Source organism: Kitasatospora sp. NPDC030952 (assembly GCF_055571335.1).
In genome coordinates this window covers 216,911-236,959 of the sequence record NZ_JBVIFM010000008.1, presented here as the reverse complement: position 1 = coordinate 236,959, position 20,049 = coordinate 216,911, and the positions used below count along the sequence as shown (strand labels likewise).

The window sequence follows — 20,049 nt, the reverse complement described above, 5'->3', positions numbered from 1 at the left end:
ATGCCCGGAAGCGAGACGGCCGAGCTGGTCGAGACGGCCGAGCCGGTCGGGCTGGTCGAGGCAGCCGAGACAGTGAGAGCGAGACGAGGACATGGCGATGTCGGAGCCCCAGCCCGCGCGGCCGCCGCGCCTGCCGGCCACGCCCAGCGGCGACGGGGCGCGGGACCGGGCGATGCGGGCCGCCATCAGTGCCATCGCCGAGAAGGGCGCCGCGGCCGTGCGGATGTCCGACATCGCCGAGCGGGCCGGCATGAGCACCGGGCACATCCTGTACCACTTCGGGAAGAAGGACCGCCTGCTGCTCGAAGTCCTGGTGTGGAGCGAGGCGGACCTCGGGGCGCGGTTCCAGCAGGCCGCGGCCGAGGCCGCGTCCCCCGCCGAGAAGCTGGCGCTGTACGTCCGCTTCTACCTGCCCCGCCAGCCGGGCGACGAACGCTACGCGCTGTGGACGCAGGTCCTGGCCCAGCGTCACGACGACGACGGCCGGAACGTCCTCACCGCGCTCTCCGACGCCTGGGAGGAACGCCTGGAGGCCGTCATCCTGGAGGGCCGGGCGCTGGGACAGTTCGTCGAGGTGGACCTTCCCGAGTTCGTCATCAGGTCGGTGGCCATGCTCAACGGGCTGTCCGAGGACGTGATGTTCGGGCGGCCGCGCTGGCAGCGGATGTCCGCGTACACCTTCGCGCTCGCGGCGCTGGAACGCGAACTCAGGCCGACCGGCGGGGCGTGACGGCGGGGCGTGCGGCGACCGCCGCTACCTTCCTCCCCGGCCACTACCGGCCGGGGGCGGCCTTCGGCGGGGTGTCCAGCACCCGGAAGGAGAGGCCGGCCGCGATCAGCCGGTTGATCAGTGGGCGGCCCATCGCCACGGCCGTGGTCAACTGCCCCGCCACCGGCGGAAGATCGTCGTACGCGAGGCAGAGCGCCGACTCGGCCAGCATCTTCGCGGTCTCCTGGTAGCCGGGATCGCCGCCGGACACCTCGGTCAGGACCGTCCGCCCGTCATGGGCCCGCGCCGCGAACCGGACGGCGAACCAGGAGCGCGCCCGCTGCTCCGTGTCCGGCCCGTCACCCGGCTGCCACAGTCGCCCCAGCGCCCGGCGCAGCAGCGGCAGTTGGGCGGCGAGGGCGAGCGCCACCACCGTGGCGACGCCGCCCAGGGCGATCGGCAGCCGGCGCACCGCCGCGTAGTGGACGTAGCCGAAGTCCGGGCCGTACTCCGCCAGTGCGGCGGCCGAGCGGGACACCACCTGCGGGTCGATCGAGGGCATCGGCACCGCCCAGGCCCGGGCCGCCCGGGACCGGTGCGGAAAGCCCACCGGGGTGCGGACCAGCCGCCCCTTCGGTCGGGGCTCCACCGCGCGGCGGGCCCGGGCGGCCCGGGCCATCGCGCGCGGCCGGGAGAAGGCCGTCATCGCCGAGGCGAAGGTCCCGCCCGAGAAGGTGCCGCCGACCCGGACGAAGCCCTCGACCGAGACCCGGGCCGCCGGTCCGCCCCGGCGCAGCAACTCCTGGACGGTGAACAGCACGCCGAGGTCGTGCGGCACCGAGTCGAAGCCGCAGGCGTGCACCAGCCGGGCGCCGCTGGCCACCGCCCGCTCGTGGTGCCGGAGGTACATCCGGTCGACGAACTCCGGCTCGCCGGTGAGGTCCACGTAGTCGGTGCCGCTCTCCGCGCAGGCGGCCACCAGCGGCTCCCCGTACCGCAGGTACGGCCCGACCGTGGAGATGACCACCCGGGCCCGGGCGGCCACGGCCCGCAGCGCCTCGCGGTCCGCGGCGTCCGCGACCAGCAGCGGGAGGTCGGCGCACCGCGGATCGATCCGCGCCAGCCGCGCCCGGACGGCGGCGAGCCTGCCCTCGTCCCGCCCGGCCAGCGCCCAGCGGCACCCCTCGGGGGCGGTCCGGGCCAGGTACTCGGCGGTGAGCCCGCCGGTGAACCCGGTGGCACCGAACAGGACGAGGTCGTACGGGCGGGGCGCGGCCATCAACGGTCCCTACTCACGGGTAATCGATTGCGCCACGCTAGGAGCCCGCCCTGGCCCTGTCAATGCGTCAAGGGGGCGGGGCGAGGGTCACTGCGCGCGGACGATGACCACCGGGCAGTCGGCGTGCTGCGCGCAGCGCGTGCTCACCGAGCCGAGCAGGGCACGGGTGAAGCCGCTGCGGCCGTGGCTGCCGACCACCAGCAGCTCGGCGCCCCGGGCCGCGTCGAGGAGGACGTCGGAGGGGTCGCCCATCACCAGGCGCTCCTGTACCGGGACCGGCCGGTCCGGGCCGAGCACGTCGCGGAGTTCGCCGGCGAAGCGCTGCTGGGCGAGCTCCTTGTCGAAGGACGTGTCGACCACCGGCGCCGACCAGCCGTAGTGGCTCGGCGGCTCCCAGGCGCCCACCGCGTCGACGACGCCGCCGATCCGGGCGGCGTGCCGGATCGCCCAGCGCAGTGCGGCGTACGACGACGGGGAGCCGTCGACACCCACCACGACGCGGGGTGCGGAGTCGTTCGTGCCCATGTTGACCGTCCTTGCGCTGATCGCCCCTCCGACCACGGTGCGGGCAGTGCGCTGCCGCCGCCAGTACGGCCCGGCACTCGGGTGACGAGGGCGGTGGTGGATGATGGCGGTCATGCCGCTGTTCGCACCCAAGTGCCCGGTCGGGCCGGAGGAGCGGGTCTGGATCGAGGAGTCCATGGCCTGGTTGGCCGCCGAGTTCGGACGCGAGGTGCTGGACCGGGCCCCCGTGCTGCCGACCGCCGAGTTCTTCCCGGGGCCGTACGCGGGCTCCGAGGGGGACATCCGCGGGGTGGTCGCCCGGCTCTGCGGGTACCTGGAGGTGGCGCCCGAGCGGCTCACCGTCGAGATCGAGCCGGACGACGGCGAGCGGGCCATGGCCGACGCTCTCGGGTTCGGCTACCGGTCCCGGTCCGCCGCCGGGACCTACCGGCGGGAGGGCGGGCGCCCGGTGATCGCGATCGACCGGCGCCTGGCGGCCCGCCCGGTCGCGCTGGTCGCCACCGTCGCCCACGAGCTGGGCCACGTCCGCCTGCTGGACGAGCGGCGGATCACCACGGCCCGGCGGGACCACGAGCCGCTCACCGACCTGCTGACCGTCCACTTCGGCCTCGGCGTGTTCACCGCGAACTCCGCCGTCGACTTCACCCGGAACGGCCGGGTTCGGTCGACCTCGCGGCTGGGCTACCTGAGCGAGCGGATGCTCGGGTACGCGCTGGCCTGCTACGCCCACCGGCGGGGCGAGCCCGGGCCCGACTGGGCCCGCCACCTGACCACCAACCCGCGCGCCCACCTCCGGAAGGGCCTCCGCTTCCTGGATCGGAACCCGCCGAGCGGGTGAGCGGGGAGCGGTCGCCGGGCGGGTGGCCGAATATGAACACCGTTGCGTGAAAACGACCCTGACGATCAGTCAATCGATCTCCCGGTGCGGCAGGTTCCGGTGATCGCCGAACTCCCGTACGGGCAGGTCACGGTGTCCGTCCGCGCCCCCAACGGGCCCACGGGCAGCCGCTGTTCGATCACCCGCAGTTCAGATTCGGAGCACGCGTTTCACACATCCCCCTCATTGGGCGGCCCGGATGCTCTACATTGATTTTCGCCCCGCACGGACGGAAGCGGGGTGACGACGGACTGTGATCATCCTGGCCCGGGACGGGGCCACGAGTGCGGGGCGCAGTCGTCGACGGTCTCCCGCGCACCCAGGGGATCCGGCAGGACGAGCGAGTCCGCCGCTGCCCGGGTGGGACGTTTCAGATAGCGCTGCACCGAGCCGATTCGCCGTTTGCGACGTGCCGTTCGCCATTCGCCATTTGCCATTTGCCATTCGCCATTCGCCGGGAAGGGGTCTCCCGGCGGTCAGGAACAGCGCGGCACACGGGAGGCGGGGTCTCCCGGGGAGGGACAGGGCAGGGGCGCGAGCCTCCTGGGGGGAGGAACCGTGTGGAGCGAACACGTCGAACCCAGCGGTGAGTTGAAGGGGGATGTGGAGCAGGGGGAGGGAGAGTTAGCCGGCCCGTTGCCCTCGGCGCGCAGGCGCCCGGTGGCGAACGGGACGATCAGCCGGTCCGAGAGCGACTGGGAGCAGCGGTACCGCCGTACCGTGATCATCAGCGACACCGCGGCCACCGCCTTCGTGGTGGCGGCGATCGGCGGGTTCTTCGGGGTCCGGGACGCGGCCAACTGGCACGAGAAGTGGGGCATCCTCGCCTTCGGCACCGAACTGCTGGTGCTGGGGGCGCTGGCGACGAGCCGGGCGTGGGCCGCGGCCGTGCTCGGTCAGGGCGCCGAGGAGTTCCGCCGGCTCGGGCGCTCGCTCTTCGCGGCCGCCGTCGTGCTGGCGCTCGGCGGGATCGCCCTCGGCTCGCACAACATCAGGCTCTGGATCTTCGTCGCCATCCCGGCGATCACGGTCGTCACCATGACCGAGCGGTACCTGCAGCGGCTGTGGCTGCACAAGCAGCGCAACCTGGGGCGGTGCCTGCGCCCGGTGCTCGCCGCCGGGAGCCCGGCCACCGTGCGCGACCTGATCACCCGGACCCGCAAGTTCCCGCACCTGGGCTGGCGGGTGGAGGCGGTGTGCACGCCGTACACCCTCGGCCGGGGCGCCGACCGGCTGGACGGGGTGCCGGTCGTCGGCCGACTGGCGGACGTGGCCAACCACGTCCGCCGGGACGGCTACCGGGTCGTCGCCGTCACCCCGGACCCGTACTGGACCCCGGACCGGCTGCAGCGGCTGGCCTGGAACCTGGAGGGCGGCGACGCCGAGATGGTGGTCGCCCCGGTGCTGATGGAGGTGGCCGGCCCGCGGCTGCACGTCGACGCGGTGCTCGGGATCCCGATGCTGCGGGTCAGCATGCCGGCCTTCACCGGCGGCCCCCGGGCCGTCAAGGAGGTCGTCGACCGGCTGGGCGCCGCCGTCCTGCTGGTGCTGTTCGCCCCGCTGATGCTGCTGGTCGCCCTGCTGGTGGCGGCGGACAGCCGGGGCGGGGTGCTCTACCGGCAGCACCGGGTCGGCAAGGACGGCCGCCCGTTCACCCTGGTCAAGTTCCGCACCATGGTCCCCGGGGCGGATCGGGCCCGGGCCGAGCTGGCGGACCGCAACGAGGGCGCCGGCCTGCTGTTCAAGCTCCGCCGGGACCCCCGGGTGACCAGGGTCGGGGGAGTGCTGCGCCGGTACTCGCTGGACGAGCTCCCGCAGCTCGTCAACGTGCTCACCGGCTCGATGTCACTGGTCGGCCCGCGGCCCCCGCTGCCGGAGGAGTCCGCGGCGTACGGCCCGGACATCCGGCGGCGGCTGCTGGTCAAGCCCGGGCTCACCGGCCTGTGGCAGATCAGCGGGCGCAGCGACCTGCCGTGGGAGGAGGCCGTCCGGCTGGACCTGCGGTACGTGGAGGACTGGTCGCTCGCCCTGGACACGGTGATCCTCTGGAAGACGCTGCGGGCCGTGCTCCAGGGGCAGGGGGCCTACTGATGGGTGGGGGCGCCGTCCGGACGGACGGCGTGCGGACGGCCGGCCACAAGGGCCTGCCCGAGGGGAGGAACGGGTCATGAGGGTCAGTGTCCTGGGGCTCGGTTACGTGGGCTGCGTGTCGGCCGCGTGCCTGGCCAGCCTGGGCCACGAGGTCATCGGGGTGGACGTCAACCAGGTCAAGGTCGACCTGGTCAACGACGGCCGGGCCCCGGTGGTCGAGGAGCGGATCGGCGAACTCATCGCCGAGGTGGTGGCGAGCGGGGCGCTGCGCGCCACCACCGACGTCCGCGAGGCGATCATGGGCAGCGAGGTGTCGCTGGTCTGCGTGGGCACGCCCTCGGAGCCCAACGGCAGCCTGTGCACCGACTACCTGGAGCGGGTCACCGAGCAGATCGGCGCCGCGGTGGCCGAGCGGGGCGGGCGGCAGACCGTGGTGTTCCGCAGCACCATGCTCCCGGGCACCTGCCTGAACCTGCTGGTGCCGATCCTGGAGAAGCACACCGGCGGCACCGCCGGAGTGGACTTCGGGGTGGCCGTCAGCCCGGAGTTCCTGCGCGAGGGCACCAGCGTGCGGGACTTCTTCGAACCGCCGAAGACCGTCATCGGCGAACTCGACCCGGCGAGCGGCGACGTGGTCGAGGAACTCTACGAGGGGCTGCCCGGCGCGGTGTTCCGGGTGCCCGTCCCGACGGCCGAGGCGATCAAGTACGCGGACAACGCCTTCCACGGCCTCAAGATCGGCTTCGCCAACGAGCTGGGCGCGGTGTGCCAGGCCCTCGGGGTGGACTCGCACCAGGTGATCGACGTCTTCCTGGCCGACCGCAAGCTGAACATCAGCCCCGCCTACCTGCGGCCCGGCTTCGCCTTCGGCGGCTCCTGCCTGCCCAAGGACCTGCGCAGCCTGGTCCACGCGGCGCACCGGGCCGACGTCGCGGTGCCGATCCTCTCCCACGTGCTGCCCTCCAACGCCGAACACCTGCAGCGCGCGGTCGCGTTGGTCGAGCGCACCGGCAAGCGCCGGGTCGGCCTGTTCGGCCTGTCCTTCAAGCCGGGCACCGACGACCTGCGCGAGAGCCCGCTGGTCGAGCTGGCCGAGCAGCTCTTCGGCAAGGGCTACGACCTGCGGATCCACGACCCCAACGTGAACCTGTCCCGGCTGCTCGGCGCCAACCGCGAGTACATCGAGACCAGGCTGCCGCACCTCGCCCAACTGCTCACGGACTCCGTCCAGGAGGTGCTGGAGCACGCCGAGGTGTGCGTGGTCGGGACGAAGGACCCGGCCGTCCTGTCGGTCCTGCCGCACGGCGGCAGTCCGGCGATCGTCGATCTCGTCCGCCTCCCCGACGCCGAGGCGCGCCGGGCCGAACCGGGGTACACGGGCCTTGCTTGGTGACGCGGAGTTCGACGAGACCGCCGGCGGCGACGGGCGCGGCCGCCGCGCGCTGATCCTGGTGGAGAACCTCTCGGTCCCCTTCGACCGGCGGGTGTGGCAGGAGTGCACCACGCTGCGCGACGCGGGCTGGACGGTCCACGTCATCTGCCCGCAGGGCAGCAAGCGGGACACCGAACCGGAGGCGCTGATCGACGGGGTGCGGATCCACCGCTACCCCCTGCGCGCGGCCACCGGCGGCCCGGCCGGCTACCTCCAGGAGTACGGATCCGCGCTCTGGCACACGGCCAGGCTGGCCCGCAAGGTCGGCGCGGTCGACGTGGTGCACGCCTGCAACCCGCCCGACCTGCTGTTCCTGCCCGCCCTGTGGCTCAAGCGGCGCGGCGCGCGCTTCGTCTTCGACCAGCACGACCTGGTGCCCGAGCTGTACCTCTCCCGGTTCGACCGCGGCGAGGACCTGCTCTACCGCGCCGTGTGCGCGCTGGAACGCCGGACCTACCGGGCCGCGGACATCGTGCTCGCCACCAACGAGAGCTACCGGGACGTCGCGCTGCGCCGCGGCGGCCGCCGGCCCGAGGACGTCTTCGTGGTGCGCAGCGCGCCCGACACCGACCGCTTCCGACCGGTGCCGCCCGAGCCGGAGTTGAAGCGCGGCAAGCCCCATCTGCTGTGCTACCTGGGCGTCATGGGCCCCCAGGACGGCGTCGACTACGCCCTGCGGGCGCTCGCCAAGCTGCGCGACGAACTCGGCCGGACCGACTGGCACGCGGTGTTCGTCGGCGGCGGGGACACCTTCGACGCCATGGTGGAGCTGTCCCGGCGGCTCGGGCTCGCGGACCAGGTGCAGTTCACCGGGCGCGTCCCGGACGCCGACCTGGTGCGCTACCTGTCCACCGCGGACGTCTGCCTGTCCCCGGACCCGCGCAACCCGCTCAACGACGTGTCGACCATGAACAAGGTCCTGGAGTACATGGTGATGGGCCGCCCGATCGTCTCCTTCGACCTCCGCGAGGCCCGGGTCTCCGCCGGCGACGCGGCCCTCTACGCGCCCGCCAACGACGAGTCCGCGTTCGCCGGGCTGGTCGCGCAGCTGCTGGACGACCCGGAGAAGCGGGCCTGGATGGGCAAACTCGGCCAGGAGCGGATCAACGGGCCGCTCGCCTGGCGCAACTCCCAGCGGGCGCTGCTCGCCGCCTACGCCGCCGCCTGCGGTGACGGCGCCCCGGCAGCTGCGGGCCGCCCGGCCCGGGGACGCAGAAGGCCGCCCCGTTGAGCGACGACACGATACGCCTGGCCGCGGTCGGCCGGATCCTCCGCCGGCGCTGGCGGCTGCTCGCCGTCCTCGCCCTGGTGGGGGCGCTGGCCGGCTACGGCACCTCGCTGCTGTTCCCGCCGAGCTACACCACGTCCGCGTCGGTGCTGCTGCCGGGCGTGTGGCAGGACCGCGAGCTGCTGACCCAGGCGGAGATCGCGACCAGCTCGGTGGTGCTCGACCAGGCGGCCGCCTCGCTCGGCTGGCCCGGGGTCAGCGGCACCGAGCTGCAGGACCGGGTGAGCGCCACGGCCGCGGACGGCAACATCGTCAAGATCTCGGGCACGGCCGACACCCCGGAGCGCGCCCAGCAGCTCGCCGACCAGGTGGCCCACCAGTTCGTCACGTTCGCGGCCCGGGTCGCGGGCGACGGCAGCGACCCGGAGGCGTCGCAGCCCGAGGCGCTGCGGCAGCTGGTGGTGCAGGCCAGCCGCCGGATCACCGACCTGGCGGCCTCGGTCGACCCGGGGCGGACGGTGGAGAGCGTGCAGACCCGCACCGAGCTGGAGAAGCTGCGCACCTCCCTGCAGGACGCCATCAAGAAGCTGGACCAGGTCGACCCGGGCGCCAACAAGGCCAACCTGGTCGTCATGGGCGCGGCCGCCCGGCCGTCCGCCCAGGCACCGCCGACCCGGACGGAACTCATCGCCGCCGGCGCGCTGCTGGCCGTCCTGCTGGCCGTCATCGGCCACCTCGCCGCCGCCCGGACCAGCCGCCGGCCGCGCACCGGGGCGGAGATCGCCGCGGCGCTGGGCGCGACCGTCCTCGGCGCCGTCGACGTCCCCGCCGAGCGGTCCGCCCGGCGGCTGCGGGGCGGTGGCCCCAGGGCCCTGGCCCGCCGGCTGCTGGGCATCGACACCCGCTGGGACCTGCCCGTCCCGTACGACTCCGGCGACGAGGCCGGCCGCAGGCTCCGCTACCGGCGGGTGTGCGACCGGCTGCGGGACCAACTGCCCGGCCCCCGAAGGCTGCTGGTCGTCGTCCCGGACGGCGACGAGCCGGCCCGCCGGGCCGCCGAGCAGCTCCTCGCCGAGGCGGGGGACGAGCCGCCGCTGCGGGTGGTGGGGGTGGCGGCACACCGGCCGCTGCTGCCGGACCGCGCGGACGAGGCCGGCGCAGTGGTGGTGCTCAGCCCGGGCAGCCGGACGGCGGGGGAGCTGACCGGCATCGGCGGGGCGTGCCTGGACGCCGGGCACGAACTGCTCGGCATCGTGCTGGCCGGCACGGTCCGGGCCCGCCCGGGGCGCGCCGGGCGGGCCCGGACAGCCGGGGACGGTGCCACGCCGCCCGTCGCGGAGGACCGCGACCAGGGGGCCGTCACGCCGCCCGTCGGGAAGGAGCACGACCCGGAGGCCGCCACGCCGGCCCTCGCGGTCGGCGAGGACACGGGGAGAGGGTCGGGGTGACGACGAGCACGACCGCGGAGCCGCCGCCCGCCCCGCCGCTGCTGGACCTCCAAGCCCTGGTGGTCGCGGTGCGCCGCCGGCGCCGCCTCTGGTGCGCCCTGGCGCTGGTCGGCCTGCTGCTCGGCGCGGCCGTGGCCGTCCTGAAGCCGCCGCCGCCGACCGCGGTGACCAAGGTGCTGGTCGCCCACGAGGCGGACCAGCCCAACGACCCCGGCACCCTGATCCGCACCGACGTCGCCCTGCTGCAGACCACCGGCATCGCCGGCAAGGCCCTCCAGGCCCTCGGCTCCCCGCAGAAGCCGGAGGACTTCATGCGGGACTACACGGGCCTCGGCCTCACCAACAACCTGCTCCAGATCACCGCGACCGGCCGCAGCGACACCGAGGCACGGGCCCGGGCCGAGGCGCTGGCCGAGGCGTTCGTCGCCGACCACGTGAAGCGGCTCCAGGACGCCGCCGACGCCCAGGCCAAGGCCCTGCTCGACGAGCGCGACCGGATGCGGGACCAACTCGCCCAGGTCAACAAGGAGATCGGGGACGGCGCGCAGCAGAGCGGACCGAACGCCTCGGCGAACCTGGAGTCGCTCTACGCCAGCCGGGCCGAACTCACCTCCCGGATCACCGACTTCGGCCAGCGCGCGGCCGAGGCGCAGGTCGGCGCGCCCCGGCTGGTGGCCGGTACCCGGATCGTGGACGCCGCGCGCGCGGTGCCCCAGTCCCTGCCCACCGCCGCCGCCACCGACGGCGGGATCGGCGCCGTCCTCGGGCTGGTCCTCGGCATCGCGGTGGCCGCCGTCGGCGCGGTGGTCGCGGACCGCCCGGTGCTGCGCCGGGAGATCGCCGCGAACCTCGGCGCCTCGGTCATCGCCGAGCTGAACCGGGTGCCCCGGCGCCCGGCCGGACGCCGGCTGTCGCGCCGGGCCAGGGCGGCCCGGGCCAGGCTCACCGCGACCCTGGCCCGTACCGTACGCGGCTCCGCGGAGGCGGTGTCGCTGCTGGAACTGGGCTGCGCGCACAGCACGGTGGCGATCGCGCTGGACCTCGCCGGGGAGCTGTCGGCGGAAGGGCCGGTGGCCGTCGTGGACGGCCTGCCGGGCGCCCAGCTCGCCGACCGCCGCCCGGAACCGGGCGGCCCGACCGTGATCGGCGGTGAGCAGGCCTCGGCCGTGGCCCTGCCGGAACGCCGGCTCGGGGTCGGCTCGGTCGCCCCCGGCACGGCCTGGACCGACCTGCGCTACCTCGGCACCCGCACGGTGCTGGTGGTCCGGGCCGGGCACGGCCGCGCCGCCTGGCTGCACACCGTGGCGCGCCGCCTCGCGGAGCAGCGCATCCCGGTCCTCGGCGTGGTGCTGATCGACCCCGATCCGCGTGACCGGACCGACGGCACCCTGTGGGACGGCCCGCACACCGCGCCGCGCGGCCGGGGCGACCGGCCGACCCGGAGCCTGCCGGGCCGGCGGCGGACGGAACGACTACCGAGGTGGACCTCAAGGGTCCCCGACAGCGACCAGGAGGCGAGGTAGCACATGTGCGGCATCGCGGGCACGTACCGCTGGCCGGACGGCAAGGCCGTGACCGACCTGCTCACCGACACCCTCGCCCACCGCGGCCCGGACGGCGCGGGCCGCTACGGCCACCCCGTCGGCGACGGCGAGGTGCAGCTGGGGCACCGCCGGCTGGCCATCGTCGACCTCTCCGGGACCGGCGCCCAGCCGATGGCCAGGAACGGCCTCGTTCTGACGTACAACGGCGAGCTGTACAACGCGCCCGAGCTGCGCGCCGAACTGACCGCCGCCGGGGTGCGCTTCCGCGGCACCTCCGACACCGAGGTGCTGCTGGAGGCCTGGCGGCGCTGGGGCACCGACTGCCTGCCCCGGCTGCGCGGGATGTTCGCGTTCGGGATCTTCGACGAGCGCACCGGTGAGCTGGTGCTCGCCCGAGACCAGCTCGGCATCAAGCCGCTGTTCCTGGTCCGGCGCGGCGGGGGCCTGGTGTTCGCCTCCGAGCTCAAGGCGCTGGCCGCCGCCACCGGCGGCTCGCTGGAGGTGGACCACGCCGCGCTGGTCGCCTCGCTGCTCTACTACTGGGTGCCGGACTCGCGCTGCGCGTTCCGCGGGGCGGAGAAGCTGCCGCCGGGCAGCTGGCTGCGGTGCCGGCCGGACGGCCGGGTGGAGCGCGGCCGGTTCTGGCACCTGCGGGAGGTCGCCGCCGAGGGCCGGGACCGGGCCCGGGCCGGCGAGCGGCCGGACCTCGCCGCCGTCGTCGAGGAGTCGACCCGGCGTCACCTGCTCTCCGACGTCCCGGTGGCGACCTTCCTGTCCGGCGGCCTGGACTCCAGCTACCTGACCGCCCTGGCGGCCCGCGACAAGCCCGGGATCTCCGCCTACACCATCGGCTTCCGCGCCGAGGACGCCAGGTTCGAGGCGATGCCGGACGACCTGCGCTACGCCCGCCGGGTGGCCGAGCGGTTCGGCGTCGACCTGCACGAGATCGAGATCGCCCCGGACGTGCTCGACCTGCTGCCGAGGATGACGTACCACCTGGACGAGCCGATCGGCGACCCGGCCGCGATCAACACCTTCCTGATCTGCTCGGCCGCCCGGGAGGCCGGGGTCAAGGTGCTGCTCTCCGGGATGGGTGCCGACGAGCTGTTCGCCGGCTACCGCAAGCACCTGGCCAACCGACTGGCGCTGCGCTACCAGCGCGTCCCGCGGCCGCTGCGGCGCGGGCTGGGCGCGGCCGTGGACCGGCTGCCGGTCGCCACCGCCCGCCGGGGGTACCGCTCGGTGCGCTTCGCCAAGCGCTTCCTCTCCTTCGCCGACCTGCCGGAGGAGACGGCGTTCCGCCGCAGCTACACCATGTACGACCGGGCGGAGCTGCTCGCCCTGGTCGACCCGGACCTCGCCGGGACGGTCCAGGACGTGCTGGACGAGCACGCGGACGTCTACCGGGACAACGACCTCGACGACTTCGTCAACCGGATGTGCCTGGCCGACGCCCGGATGTTCCTGCCGGGCCTCAATCTCGCGTACACCGACCGCTCCAGCATGGCCGCGTCCACCGAGGTGCGGGTGCCGTACGTGGACGTCGAGGTGGTGAAGGCGGCCTTCGCGGTGCCCGGCGACCGCAAGATCGTCGGGCGGCAGGGCAAGGCCGTCCTCAAGGAGGCGGCCACCTCCGTGCTGCCCCGGGAGATCGTCTACCGGCCCAAGGGCCTGTTCAGCGCCCCGCTGCGGGCCTGGATGAGCCGGGACCTCGCGCCGCTGGTGCGCGAGGTGGTGAACGACGGGCTGCTGGTCGACTCCGGCTTCCTGCGACGCGAGGCGCTGGCCCGGATGGTCGCCGAGGACGCCGCCGGACAGCGGGACTTCTCCAAGCATCTGTGGCACGTGCTGACCCTCGAGTACTGGTACCGCGGCGCGACCTCCGGATAGGGCCCGAGGCCGCGACGTCCGCTCCACCACGAACAGGCTGAGGAACAAGGGGACTTCCGGTGAAACAGGTTGTGCAGAACTACAAGAGCGGCGAACTGTCGGTGCTCGACGTGCCGGTGCCGGGGTGCAAGCCGGGCGGGGTGCTGGTCCGCACCGCCTTCTCGCTGATCTCCACCGGGACGGAGCTGATGAAGGTCTCCGAGGCCGGCATGTCGATGCTGGGCAAGGCCCGTTCCCGGCCGGACCAGGTCGCCAAGGTGATGCAGAGCGTGGCCGTCAACGGGCTGCCCGCCACCTACCGCAAGGTGATGGGCAAGCTGGACTCCTACACGCCGCTGGGCTACTCGCTGTGCGGGGTGGTCGAGCAGGTCGGCGTCGGGATCGACGACGTCAAGACCGGCGACCTGGTGGCCTGCGCGGGCAACGAGCACGCGCTGCACGCCGAACTGAACTGGGTGCCCAGGAACCTCTACACCCCGGTGCCGGACGGCCTGGCCCCGCGGCACGCCGCCTTCGGCACCGTCGGGTCGATCGCCCTGCAGGGCGTCCGGCAGGGCGAGCCGCAGCTCGGCGAGGTGGCCCTGGTGATCGGCCTCGGGCTGATCGGCCAGCTGGTGGTGCAGCTGCTCACCGCCGCCGGTGTGCGGGTGGTGGGGGCCGACCCCGACCCGGTGCGCTGCGAACTCGCCGAGCGGCTGGGCGCGGTGGCCTGCGGCGACCCGGGCTCGGCGGCCGTGGAGAACGCCGCCGCCGAGCTGACCGACGGCCACGGCGTGGACCAGGTGTACCTGGCCGCCGGCGGCGGCAGCAACCAACCCGTCGAGCTGGCCGCCAAGTTGGCCCGGGACCGGGGCCGGGTGATCGACATCGGCAAGTGCCGGCTGGACCTGCCGTGGAACGCGTACTACGAGAAGGAGCTGGACGTCCGGTTCTCCCGCTCCTACGGCCCCGGGCGCTACGACCCGGAGTACGAGCTGGAGGGCCGGGACTACCCGATCGGCTACGTGCGCTGGACGGAGCGCCGCAACCTGGCCTGCTTCCTCGACCTCGCCGCCCGCGGCCGGGTCGACGTGGAACCGCTGATCTCCCACATCGCCGAGTTCGACGACGCCGTGGAGACCTACCGGCGGCTCAAGGACGGCGAGTTGAAGGCCGTGGCGGTGCTGTTCCGGTACCCCGGGGCCACCGGCGAGGAGCCGGTCCGGACCCCGGAGGTGGCGGTGCCCGCGGTGCCCCGCGGCGCCGGGGGCGCGACCCGGCCCGCCGGCTCGCCGGTGCGGCTGGCCTTCGTCGGCGCCGGGAACTACGCCACCTCGATGCTGCTGCCGCACCTGGCCGGGCGCGAGGGCGTCACGCTGTCCACCGTCGTCACCACGACAGCGCTGTCCGGCGCCAACGCCCAGCGCAAGTTCGGCTTCGCCCACGCCACCACCGACCTCGACGCCGTCCTCGGGGACGACGCCGTCGACGCGGTGTTCGTGGTCACCCGGCACAGCTCGCACGCCGAACTGACCAGGCGGGCGCTGCTGGCCGGCAAGGCGGTGTTCGTGGAGAAGCCGCTGGCCCTCACCGAGGAGGAACTGGCCGGCGTGCTCGCCGCCGTGGCGGAGTCCGGCAACGACCGCCTCCAGGTGGGCTTCAACCGCCGCTTCGCGCCGCTGCTGCGCGAGGCCAAGAACCGCTTCGGCCCCCGGACCGGCCCGGCCGCCCTGCGCTACCTGGTCAACGCCGGCCGGCTGCAGCACGGCAGCTGGTACCTGCGACAGGACACCGAGGGCTCCCGGTTCGCCGGCGAGGGCGGGCACTTCATCGACACCGCGAGCTGGCTGCTGGACGCCGACCCGGTCTCGGTCTACGCCGTCGCCCCGTCCGGCAACGAGGACCCGCAGATCGTGCTGCGCTACCCGGACGGCTCCACCGCCACCCTGAGCTACCTCACCACCGGCGCGCCCGGCTTCCCCAAGGAGACCCTGGACCTCGTCGCCGACGGCAAGGTGCTCAAGCTGGACGACTTCGTCCGCGCCTCGGTGTACTTCGACGGCACGGCCGGCCGCAAGCGGTGGGTCAGCTCCCGGCTGCCCCAGGCCCGGGACAAGGGCCAGTCCGCCGAACTGGCCGCGTTCGTCCGGGCGGTGCGCACCGGCGGGCCGATGCCGGTGCCGCTGGAGTCGCTGGTCGCGACCACGGCGGCCACCCTCGCCGTCCGGTCCGGCCTGGCCGGCGGCGCCCCGGTGACGCTGGCGAGGACGCGATGAGCATGAGCCCGGGCTGGTACCTGCGCCGGCTGTCCCGGATGGGGCCGCGGGAGATCGGCGGCCGGGTGGGCGACGCGGTGCGCCGGCGGCGCTGGCGCTCGGCGCCGCCGCCCGGCCCGGCGGTGACCGGCGCCCGGTTCACCGCGGTGCTGCCCGCCGGGACGCTCGCCGCGGTGCCCCCGGCGGCCGTCAAGCGCCTCATCGCCGAGGCGGACCGGCTGATGGACGGCCACGGCGAGTTCTTCGGCGTGCGCCGCGACGACCTGGCCGCCCCGGACTGGTGGTACGACCCGAAGACCGGGCGCCGGGCCCCCGACGGCTACGCCTTCGACCTGCCGTACCGGGACGAGGAGGCGGTCGGCGACATCAAGCAGATCTGGGAGCCCTCCCGGCACCAGTACCTGACCGTGCTCGCCGCCGCCTACGCCGTCACCGGGAACGAGCGCTACGCCGAGCGCGTCGCCGAGCACCTGCGCTCCTGGTGGGCGGCCAACCCGCCGCTGCGCGGGGTGCACTGGATCAGCGGCATCGAGCTGGGCATCCGGCTGCTGTCCTGGGTGTGGATCCGCCGGCTGCTCGACGGCTGGCCGGGCGCGGCCGGGCTGTTCGAGTCCAACCCGCTGGCGCTGGAGCAGATCCGGCAGCACCAGCGCTGGCTGGCCGCCTTCCCCAGCCGGGGCTCCTCCGCCAACAACCATGTGATCGCCGAGGCCGCCGGGCAGTTCGCCGCGGCCTGCGCCTTCGACTGGTTCCCCGCCTCGGCACGCTGGCGCTCCGACGCGCTGCGCTCGCTGGAGCGCCACCTGCGCGGCAACACCTTCCCCTCCGGCCTCAACCGCGAACTGGCGAGCGAGTACCACGGACTCGTGCTGGAACTCGGCCTGGCCGCGCTGGCCGAGGCGGACGCCGCCGCCGTGCCCGTCCCCACCACCGTCCGGCTGGTGCTGCTGCGGATGACCGACGCCCTCGCGGCCGTGGTCGACGCCCGGCTGCGGCCGCCGCGCCAGGGGGACGCCGACGACGGCCACGGCCTGGTCCTGGACGGCGCGGGCACCGACCGCTGGGCCTCGCAGCTGGCCACCGGGGCCGCCGTGTTCGGCCGGCTCGACTGGTGGCCCGCGGTGACCGCCGCCGAGGTGCGCACCCCGCTGCTGGCCGCGCTGCTCCGGCCGTACGGGAAGGACGGCAGGGTGACCCGCCCGGCCCGCCGGCCGGCCCACTTCGCCGACGCGGGCCTGACCGTGCTGCGCAGCCCGGCGGAAGGGGGGCAGGCGGAGATCTGGTGCCGCTGCGACGGTGGCCCGCACGGCTTCCTGTCCATCGCCGCGCACGCCCACGCGGACGCGCTGTCCCTGGAGGTCCGGCACGACGGCGTCGACGTGCTCGCCGACCCGGGGACGTACTGCTACCACGGGCAGCCCGATTGGCGGCGCTACTTCCGCTCGACCCTGGGCCACAACACCCTGGAACTGGACGGCGCCGACCAGTCCGTCTCCGGCGGCCCGTTCCTGTGGACGGGCCACGCCCGCAGCCAGGTGCTGGTCGCCGACACCACCGACCGGCGGGTGGCCCGCTGGTGCGCCGAGCACGACGGCTACCGGCCCGCCGTGCACCGCCGCCGGGTCGAACTGGACGCCGAGCAGCGGGAGTTGCGGGTGGTCGACGAGGTCCGCGGCCCGGGCCGGGCGGCCGCGCGGCTGGCCTTCCACCTCGGCCCGGCAGTCACCGCCGAGCTGACCGGCCACCGGGCCGTGCTGACCTGGACCAGGGACGGCGAGGACCGCTCCGCGGTGCTGGAGCTGCCCGGAGAGCTGACCTGGCGCACCCACCGCGGCGAGAGCGAACCGCCGCTGGGCTGGTACTCGGCCGGCTTCGGCCGCAAGGAACCCGCCACCACCCTGGTCGGCACCGGCTTCGCCGACGGCGCGCAGGGGTTCACCACCGTGCTCGGGTTCCGGGGCTAGGGGGCGGAGGTGGGGATCAGAAGGCGGCATCCAGGGCGTGCCCCGGCGTCGCGGCCCCGGCAAGGATCCGCAAGACACGCCCTAAGGGCGGCGGTGGCGGCGCTCGCCCTGCTGCTGGCGGGCGGCTGCACCAGCGGCTCGGGCGCCCCGGCGAAGCCGACCAGCGCGCCGCCCGGGCCCGTCACCGTGGCCCGGGTGTGCGCCGCCCCCGGGACCGGGCCGGCGAGCGCGCCGGAGGGCGCGGTGACGGTCGACCCGGCGGTGGTCGGCGACCTGGCCGCGAAGACCAGGAACAGCCCCCCGAACACCACGTTCTGGCTCCAGCCGGGAACGCACCGGCTCGAAGCGGACCGCTACGCCCAGGTCCTCCCCAAGGAGGGCGACAGCTACCTCGGCGCACCCGGCGCGGTGCTGGACGGCGGCCGGACCAACCAGTACGCCTTCGGTGGCAGCGCCGCGAAGGTCACCATCCGCTACCTGACCGTGCAGGGCTTCGTCGCGCCGCAGAACGAGGGCGTGGTCAACCACGACTCGGCCGACGGCTGGGTGATCGAGCACACGACGATCCAGGACAACTCCGGGGCCGGACTGATGGCCGGGGCCCACCAGCGGGTCCGCGCCAGCTGCCTGCGCGGCAACGGGCAGTACGGCATCAACGCCTACAAGACCGGCGCCCCGGTCAGCGACCTGCTGCTGGAGGGCAACGAGATCACCGGCAACGACACCGACCAGTGGGAGCAGAGGCAGCCGGGCTGCGGCTGCACCGGCGGCGTCAAGTTCTGGGCCGTCAACGGCGCCGACGTGCGCGGCAACTGGGTGCACGACAACCGGGGCACCGGGCTGTGGGCGGACACGAACAACAACGACTTCCGGATCGAGGACAACGTCCTGGAGGCCAACGACGGCGCCGCGCTGATCTACGAGACCAGCTACAACGCCGTCATCGCCGGCAACACGATCCGGCGCAACGACTGGGTGGAGGGCCGCCGGGCCGCCGACCGCGGCGACAACTTCCCCTATCCGGCCGTCTACCTGTCCGAGTCCGGCGGCGAGCCGCGGATCCCGGCCCGCACCGACAAGATCGAGATCGACCGGAACCTGCTGGAGGACAACTGGTCCGGGATCACCCTGTGGGAGAACGCCGACCGGTTCTGCAACAGCCCGGCCAACACCTCCTCCGGCGACTGCACCCTGCTGGTGAAGGACACCGCCCGCTGCGCCCAGCCGGCGATCGCCACCGCACCGCTCTACGACGACTGCCGCTGGAAGACCCAGCGGGTGGACATCCACGACAACCGTTTCACCACGGACCCGTCCGTCGTCGGCTGCACGGTGAACTGCGGCCGGATGGCCGTGCTCTCCAACTACGGGACCTTCCCGGACTGGTCGCCGTACAAGGGCCAGCCGGTGGCCGACGCGATCACCGGCAAGCAGCAGAACCGCTGGCACGACAACAGCTACACCGGGCCGTGGAGCTTCGTCGTCCACGACCCCAGCCGCACCGTCGACTTCGGGCAGTGGCAGGCCACGCCGTACCGGCAGGACACGGGCAGCACCCTGCGGCCGGGGGCGGGTGGTTGAGGTGGACCGGGACGAGACACGCCCCAGGGCCGTCGGCGCGTGCTGGGGGCTGCTGATCCTCAACACCCTCGGCTCGGCCGGAGCGCAGACCGTCATCCCGCTGCCCCGCTCGCTGATCCAGATGGTCACCATGGGCGCGCTGGTCACCGCCTTCGCGCTGGCCCTCCTCGGCAACCTCCGGCTGCGCATCCGGCCCAGCGCCCACCTGCTGCTGCTCACCCTGCTGCTGGTGCTGAGCGTGATCTCCAGCGCCTCCCTGGAGTCCGGGGCCGGCGCGCTGTTCCGCTGCTTCCGACTGGCCCTGTTCGTCGGCACGCTGTGGCTGCTCAGCCGCTGGTGGGACGACGGCGAGGGGTTCGTCCGGCACCACGTCCGGATGTACTTCGCGGTGCTGGCCACGGTGGCGGCCGGGCTGGTCATCTCACCGGGCGCCGCCTTCCCGGACGTCTACGGCGGGCGGCTGGTCGGCGCGCTGTGGCCACTCACCCCACCGCAGATCGGCCAGTACGCCGCGGTGATCACCGGGCTGACGGTGCTGCTCCTGCTGGGCCGCCGCACCACCGGGAGGAGCGCCGCCGCGGTCATCGTGCCCTCGCTCGTCCTGCTGGCGCTGACCCACACCCGCACCGCCACCCTCGGCCTGATCATCGGACTGGCGCTGGCGATCGGCTCGCTGCTGCTGACCAGCGCCGCCGCCCGCCGGTTCTTCGGCTGGGCGGTGCTGTGCGCCACCGCGGCCGCGGTGGGCCTCGGTTCGCTGCTCCAGGCCTGGTTCCTGCGCGGACAGAGCCAGGAGAACTTCTCCAACCTCACCGGCCGGGCCAAGGTCTGGGACGCCCTGCTGGCGGCGCCCCGGACGACCCTGGAGCAACTGTTCGGCAAGGGCCTGGGCGACAAGTCCTTCGGCGGGCTGCCGATCGACAACAGCTGGCTGGCCGTCTACAACGAACAGGGCCTGGCCGGCGTCGCCCTGGTGGCCGCGATGATCCTGGTGCTGGGCGGCGTCGCCCTGCTGCGCCCGCCGTCGCTCGCACGGGCCTGCGCGATCTTCCTGATCAGCTACTGCGCGATCGCCTCCTACACCGAGGCCGGGCTGGGCGACGCCTCGCCGTACCTGCTGCACCTGACCGTGGCCGCCGCCCTGCTGACGGCCCCCACCGCGGCCCTGCCCCTCCCGGCCCGCGTCCCGCACCGGGTTCCGGACCCCAGAACGGAGGTGACCTGAC

14 protein-coding genes are annotated in these 20,049 nt (G+C 74.3%); 12 read left to right on the top strand and 2 right to left on the bottom strand.

Going from position 1 to position 20,049, the window contains the following annotated elements; all coding sequences use genetic code 11:
• Positions 1 to 97: 97 nt before the first annotated feature.
• Positions 98 to 730, top strand: coding sequence for a TetR/AcrR family transcriptional regulator (locus ACZ47G_RS17065; RefSeq protein ID WP_465743389.1), 633 nt, complete (start codon positions 98 to 100; stop codon positions 728 to 730).
• Positions 731 to 773: 43 nt separating this feature from the next.
• Here ACZ47G_RS17065 and ACZ47G_RS17060 read toward each other — a convergent pair whose 3' ends face one another.
• Together ACZ47G_RS17060 and ACZ47G_RS17055 are read right to left on the bottom strand one after the other, a co-directional pair.
• Positions 774 to 1,988 carry a saccharopine dehydrogenase family protein gene (locus ACZ47G_RS17060; protein WP_465743387.1) on the bottom strand — a complete coding sequence of 405 codons (1,215 nt, stop codon included), beginning with the start codon at positions 1,986 to 1,988 and terminating at the stop codon, positions 774 to 776.
• A gap of 87 nt (positions 1,989 to 2,075) precedes the next feature.
• On the bottom strand, positions 2,076 to 2,513 hold the full coding sequence (locus tag ACZ47G_RS17055) for a universal stress protein (RefSeq protein ID WP_465743385.1): 438 nt from the start codon (positions 2,511 to 2,513) through the stop codon (positions 2,076 to 2,078).
• A gap of 112 nt (positions 2,514 to 2,625) precedes the next feature.
• On the opposite strand from ACZ47G_RS17055, the gene ACZ47G_RS17050 reads away from it, so the two are divergent.
• The 11 genes from ACZ47G_RS17050 (at position 2,626) to ACZ47G_RS17000 (ending at position 20,048) form a co-directional block, all read left to right on the top strand.
• Entirely contained in the window at positions 2,626 to 3,351 is a 726-nt protein-coding gene (locus tag ACZ47G_RS17050; protein ID WP_465743383.1) for a hypothetical protein, read from the top strand.
• A gap of 642 nt (positions 3,352 to 3,993) precedes the next feature.
• Positions 3,994 to 5,481: a sugar transferase gene (locus tag ACZ47G_RS17045; protein WP_465743513.1), complete on the top strand. Its 1,488-nt coding sequence runs from the start codon at positions 3,994 to 3,996 to the stop codon at positions 5,479 to 5,481.
• Positions 5,482 to 5,557: 76 nt separating this feature from the next.
• Positions 5,558 to 6,874 (top strand): nucleotide sugar dehydrogenase, encoded by a 1,317-nt coding sequence (locus tag ACZ47G_RS17040; protein WP_465743381.1) that lies wholly within the window; start codon positions 5,558 to 5,560, stop codon positions 6,872 to 6,874.
• Complete coding sequence (locus tag ACZ47G_RS17035; RefSeq protein WP_465743379.1) at positions 6,864 to 8,144, top strand: glycosyltransferase family 4 protein; 1,281 nt, start codon at positions 6,864 to 6,866, stop codon at positions 8,142 to 8,144. The genes ACZ47G_RS17040 and ACZ47G_RS17035 overlap by 11 nt, the downstream gene beginning before the upstream one ends.
• Complete coding sequence (locus ACZ47G_RS17030) at positions 8,141 to 9,589, top strand: Wzz/FepE/Etk N-terminal domain-containing protein (protein WP_465743377.1); 1,449 nt, start codon at positions 8,141 to 8,143, stop codon at positions 9,587 to 9,589. Before ACZ47G_RS17035 ends, ACZ47G_RS17030 begins: the two co-directional genes overlap by 4 nt.
• Positions 9,586 to 11,112: a Wzz/FepE/Etk N-terminal domain-containing protein gene (locus ACZ47G_RS17025; RefSeq protein ID WP_465743375.1), complete on the top strand. Its 1,527-nt coding sequence runs from the start codon at positions 9,586 to 9,588 to the stop codon at positions 11,110 to 11,112. The genes ACZ47G_RS17030 and ACZ47G_RS17025 overlap by 4 nt, the downstream gene beginning before the upstream one ends.
• Positions 11,113 to 11,115: 3 nt before the next feature.
• Positions 11,116 to 13,023, top strand: a complete 1,908-nt coding sequence (gene asnB, locus ACZ47G_RS17020; RefSeq protein ID WP_465743373.1) for an asparagine synthase (glutamine-hydrolyzing) — start codon at positions 11,116 to 11,118, stop codon at positions 13,021 to 13,023.
• Positions 13,024 to 13,082: 59 nt separating this feature from the next.
• Complete coding sequence (locus tag ACZ47G_RS17015; protein WP_465743371.1) at positions 13,083 to 15,278, top strand: bi-domain-containing oxidoreductase; 2,196 nt, start codon at positions 13,083 to 13,085, stop codon at positions 15,276 to 15,278.
• Positions 15,275 to 17,242 carry an alginate lyase family protein gene (locus ACZ47G_RS17010; protein ID WP_465743369.1) on the top strand — a complete coding sequence of 656 codons (1,968 nt, stop codon included), beginning with the start codon at positions 15,275 to 15,277 and terminating at the stop codon, positions 17,240 to 17,242. The genes ACZ47G_RS17015 and ACZ47G_RS17010 overlap by 4 nt, the downstream gene beginning before the upstream one ends.
• A 93-nt stretch (positions 17,243 to 17,335) precedes the next feature.
• The gene (locus ACZ47G_RS17005) at positions 17,336 to 18,823 is read left to right on the top strand and encodes a right-handed parallel beta-helix repeat-containing protein (RefSeq protein ID WP_465743367.1); all 1,488 of its coding nucleotides are present in this window, start codon (positions 17,336 to 17,338) and stop codon (positions 18,821 to 18,823) included.
• Positions 18,816 to 20,048 (top strand): O-antigen ligase domain-containing protein, encoded by a 1,233-nt coding sequence (locus ACZ47G_RS17000; protein ID WP_465743365.1) that lies wholly within the window; start codon positions 18,816 to 18,818, stop codon positions 20,046 to 20,048. Before ACZ47G_RS17005 ends, ACZ47G_RS17000 begins: the two co-directional genes overlap by 8 nt.
• Position 20,049: the final 1 nt, after the last annotated feature.

What these genes read in the sequence shown, in the direction of transcription:
- ACZ47G_RS17065 (WP_465743389.1), top strand. Translation starts at nt 98, where the DNA reads ATGTCGGAGCCCCAGCCCGCGCGGCCGCCGCGCCTGCCGGCCACGCCC.
- ACZ47G_RS17060 (WP_465743387.1), bottom strand. Translation starts at nt 1,988, where the DNA reads ATGGCCGCGCCCCGCCCGTACGACCTCGTCCTGTTCGGTGCCACCGGG.
- ACZ47G_RS17055 (WP_465743385.1), bottom strand. Translation starts at nt 2,513, where the DNA reads ATGGGCACGAACGACTCCGCACCCCGCGTCGTGGTGGGTGTCGACGGC.
- ACZ47G_RS17050 (WP_465743383.1), top strand. Translation starts at nt 2,626, where the DNA reads ATGCCGCTGTTCGCACCCAAGTGCCCGGTCGGGCCGGAGGAGCGGGTC.
- ACZ47G_RS17040 (WP_465743381.1), top strand. Translation starts at nt 5,558, where the DNA reads ATGAGGGTCAGTGTCCTGGGGCTCGGTTACGTGGGCTGCGTGTCGGCC.
- asnB (WP_465743373.1), top strand. Translation starts at nt 11,116, where the DNA reads ATGTGCGGCATCGCGGGCACGTACCGCTGGCCGGACGGCAAGGCCGTG.
- ACZ47G_RS17010 (WP_465743369.1), top strand. Translation starts at nt 15,275, where the DNA reads ATGAGCATGAGCCCGGGCTGGTACCTGCGCCGGCTGTCCCGGATGGGG.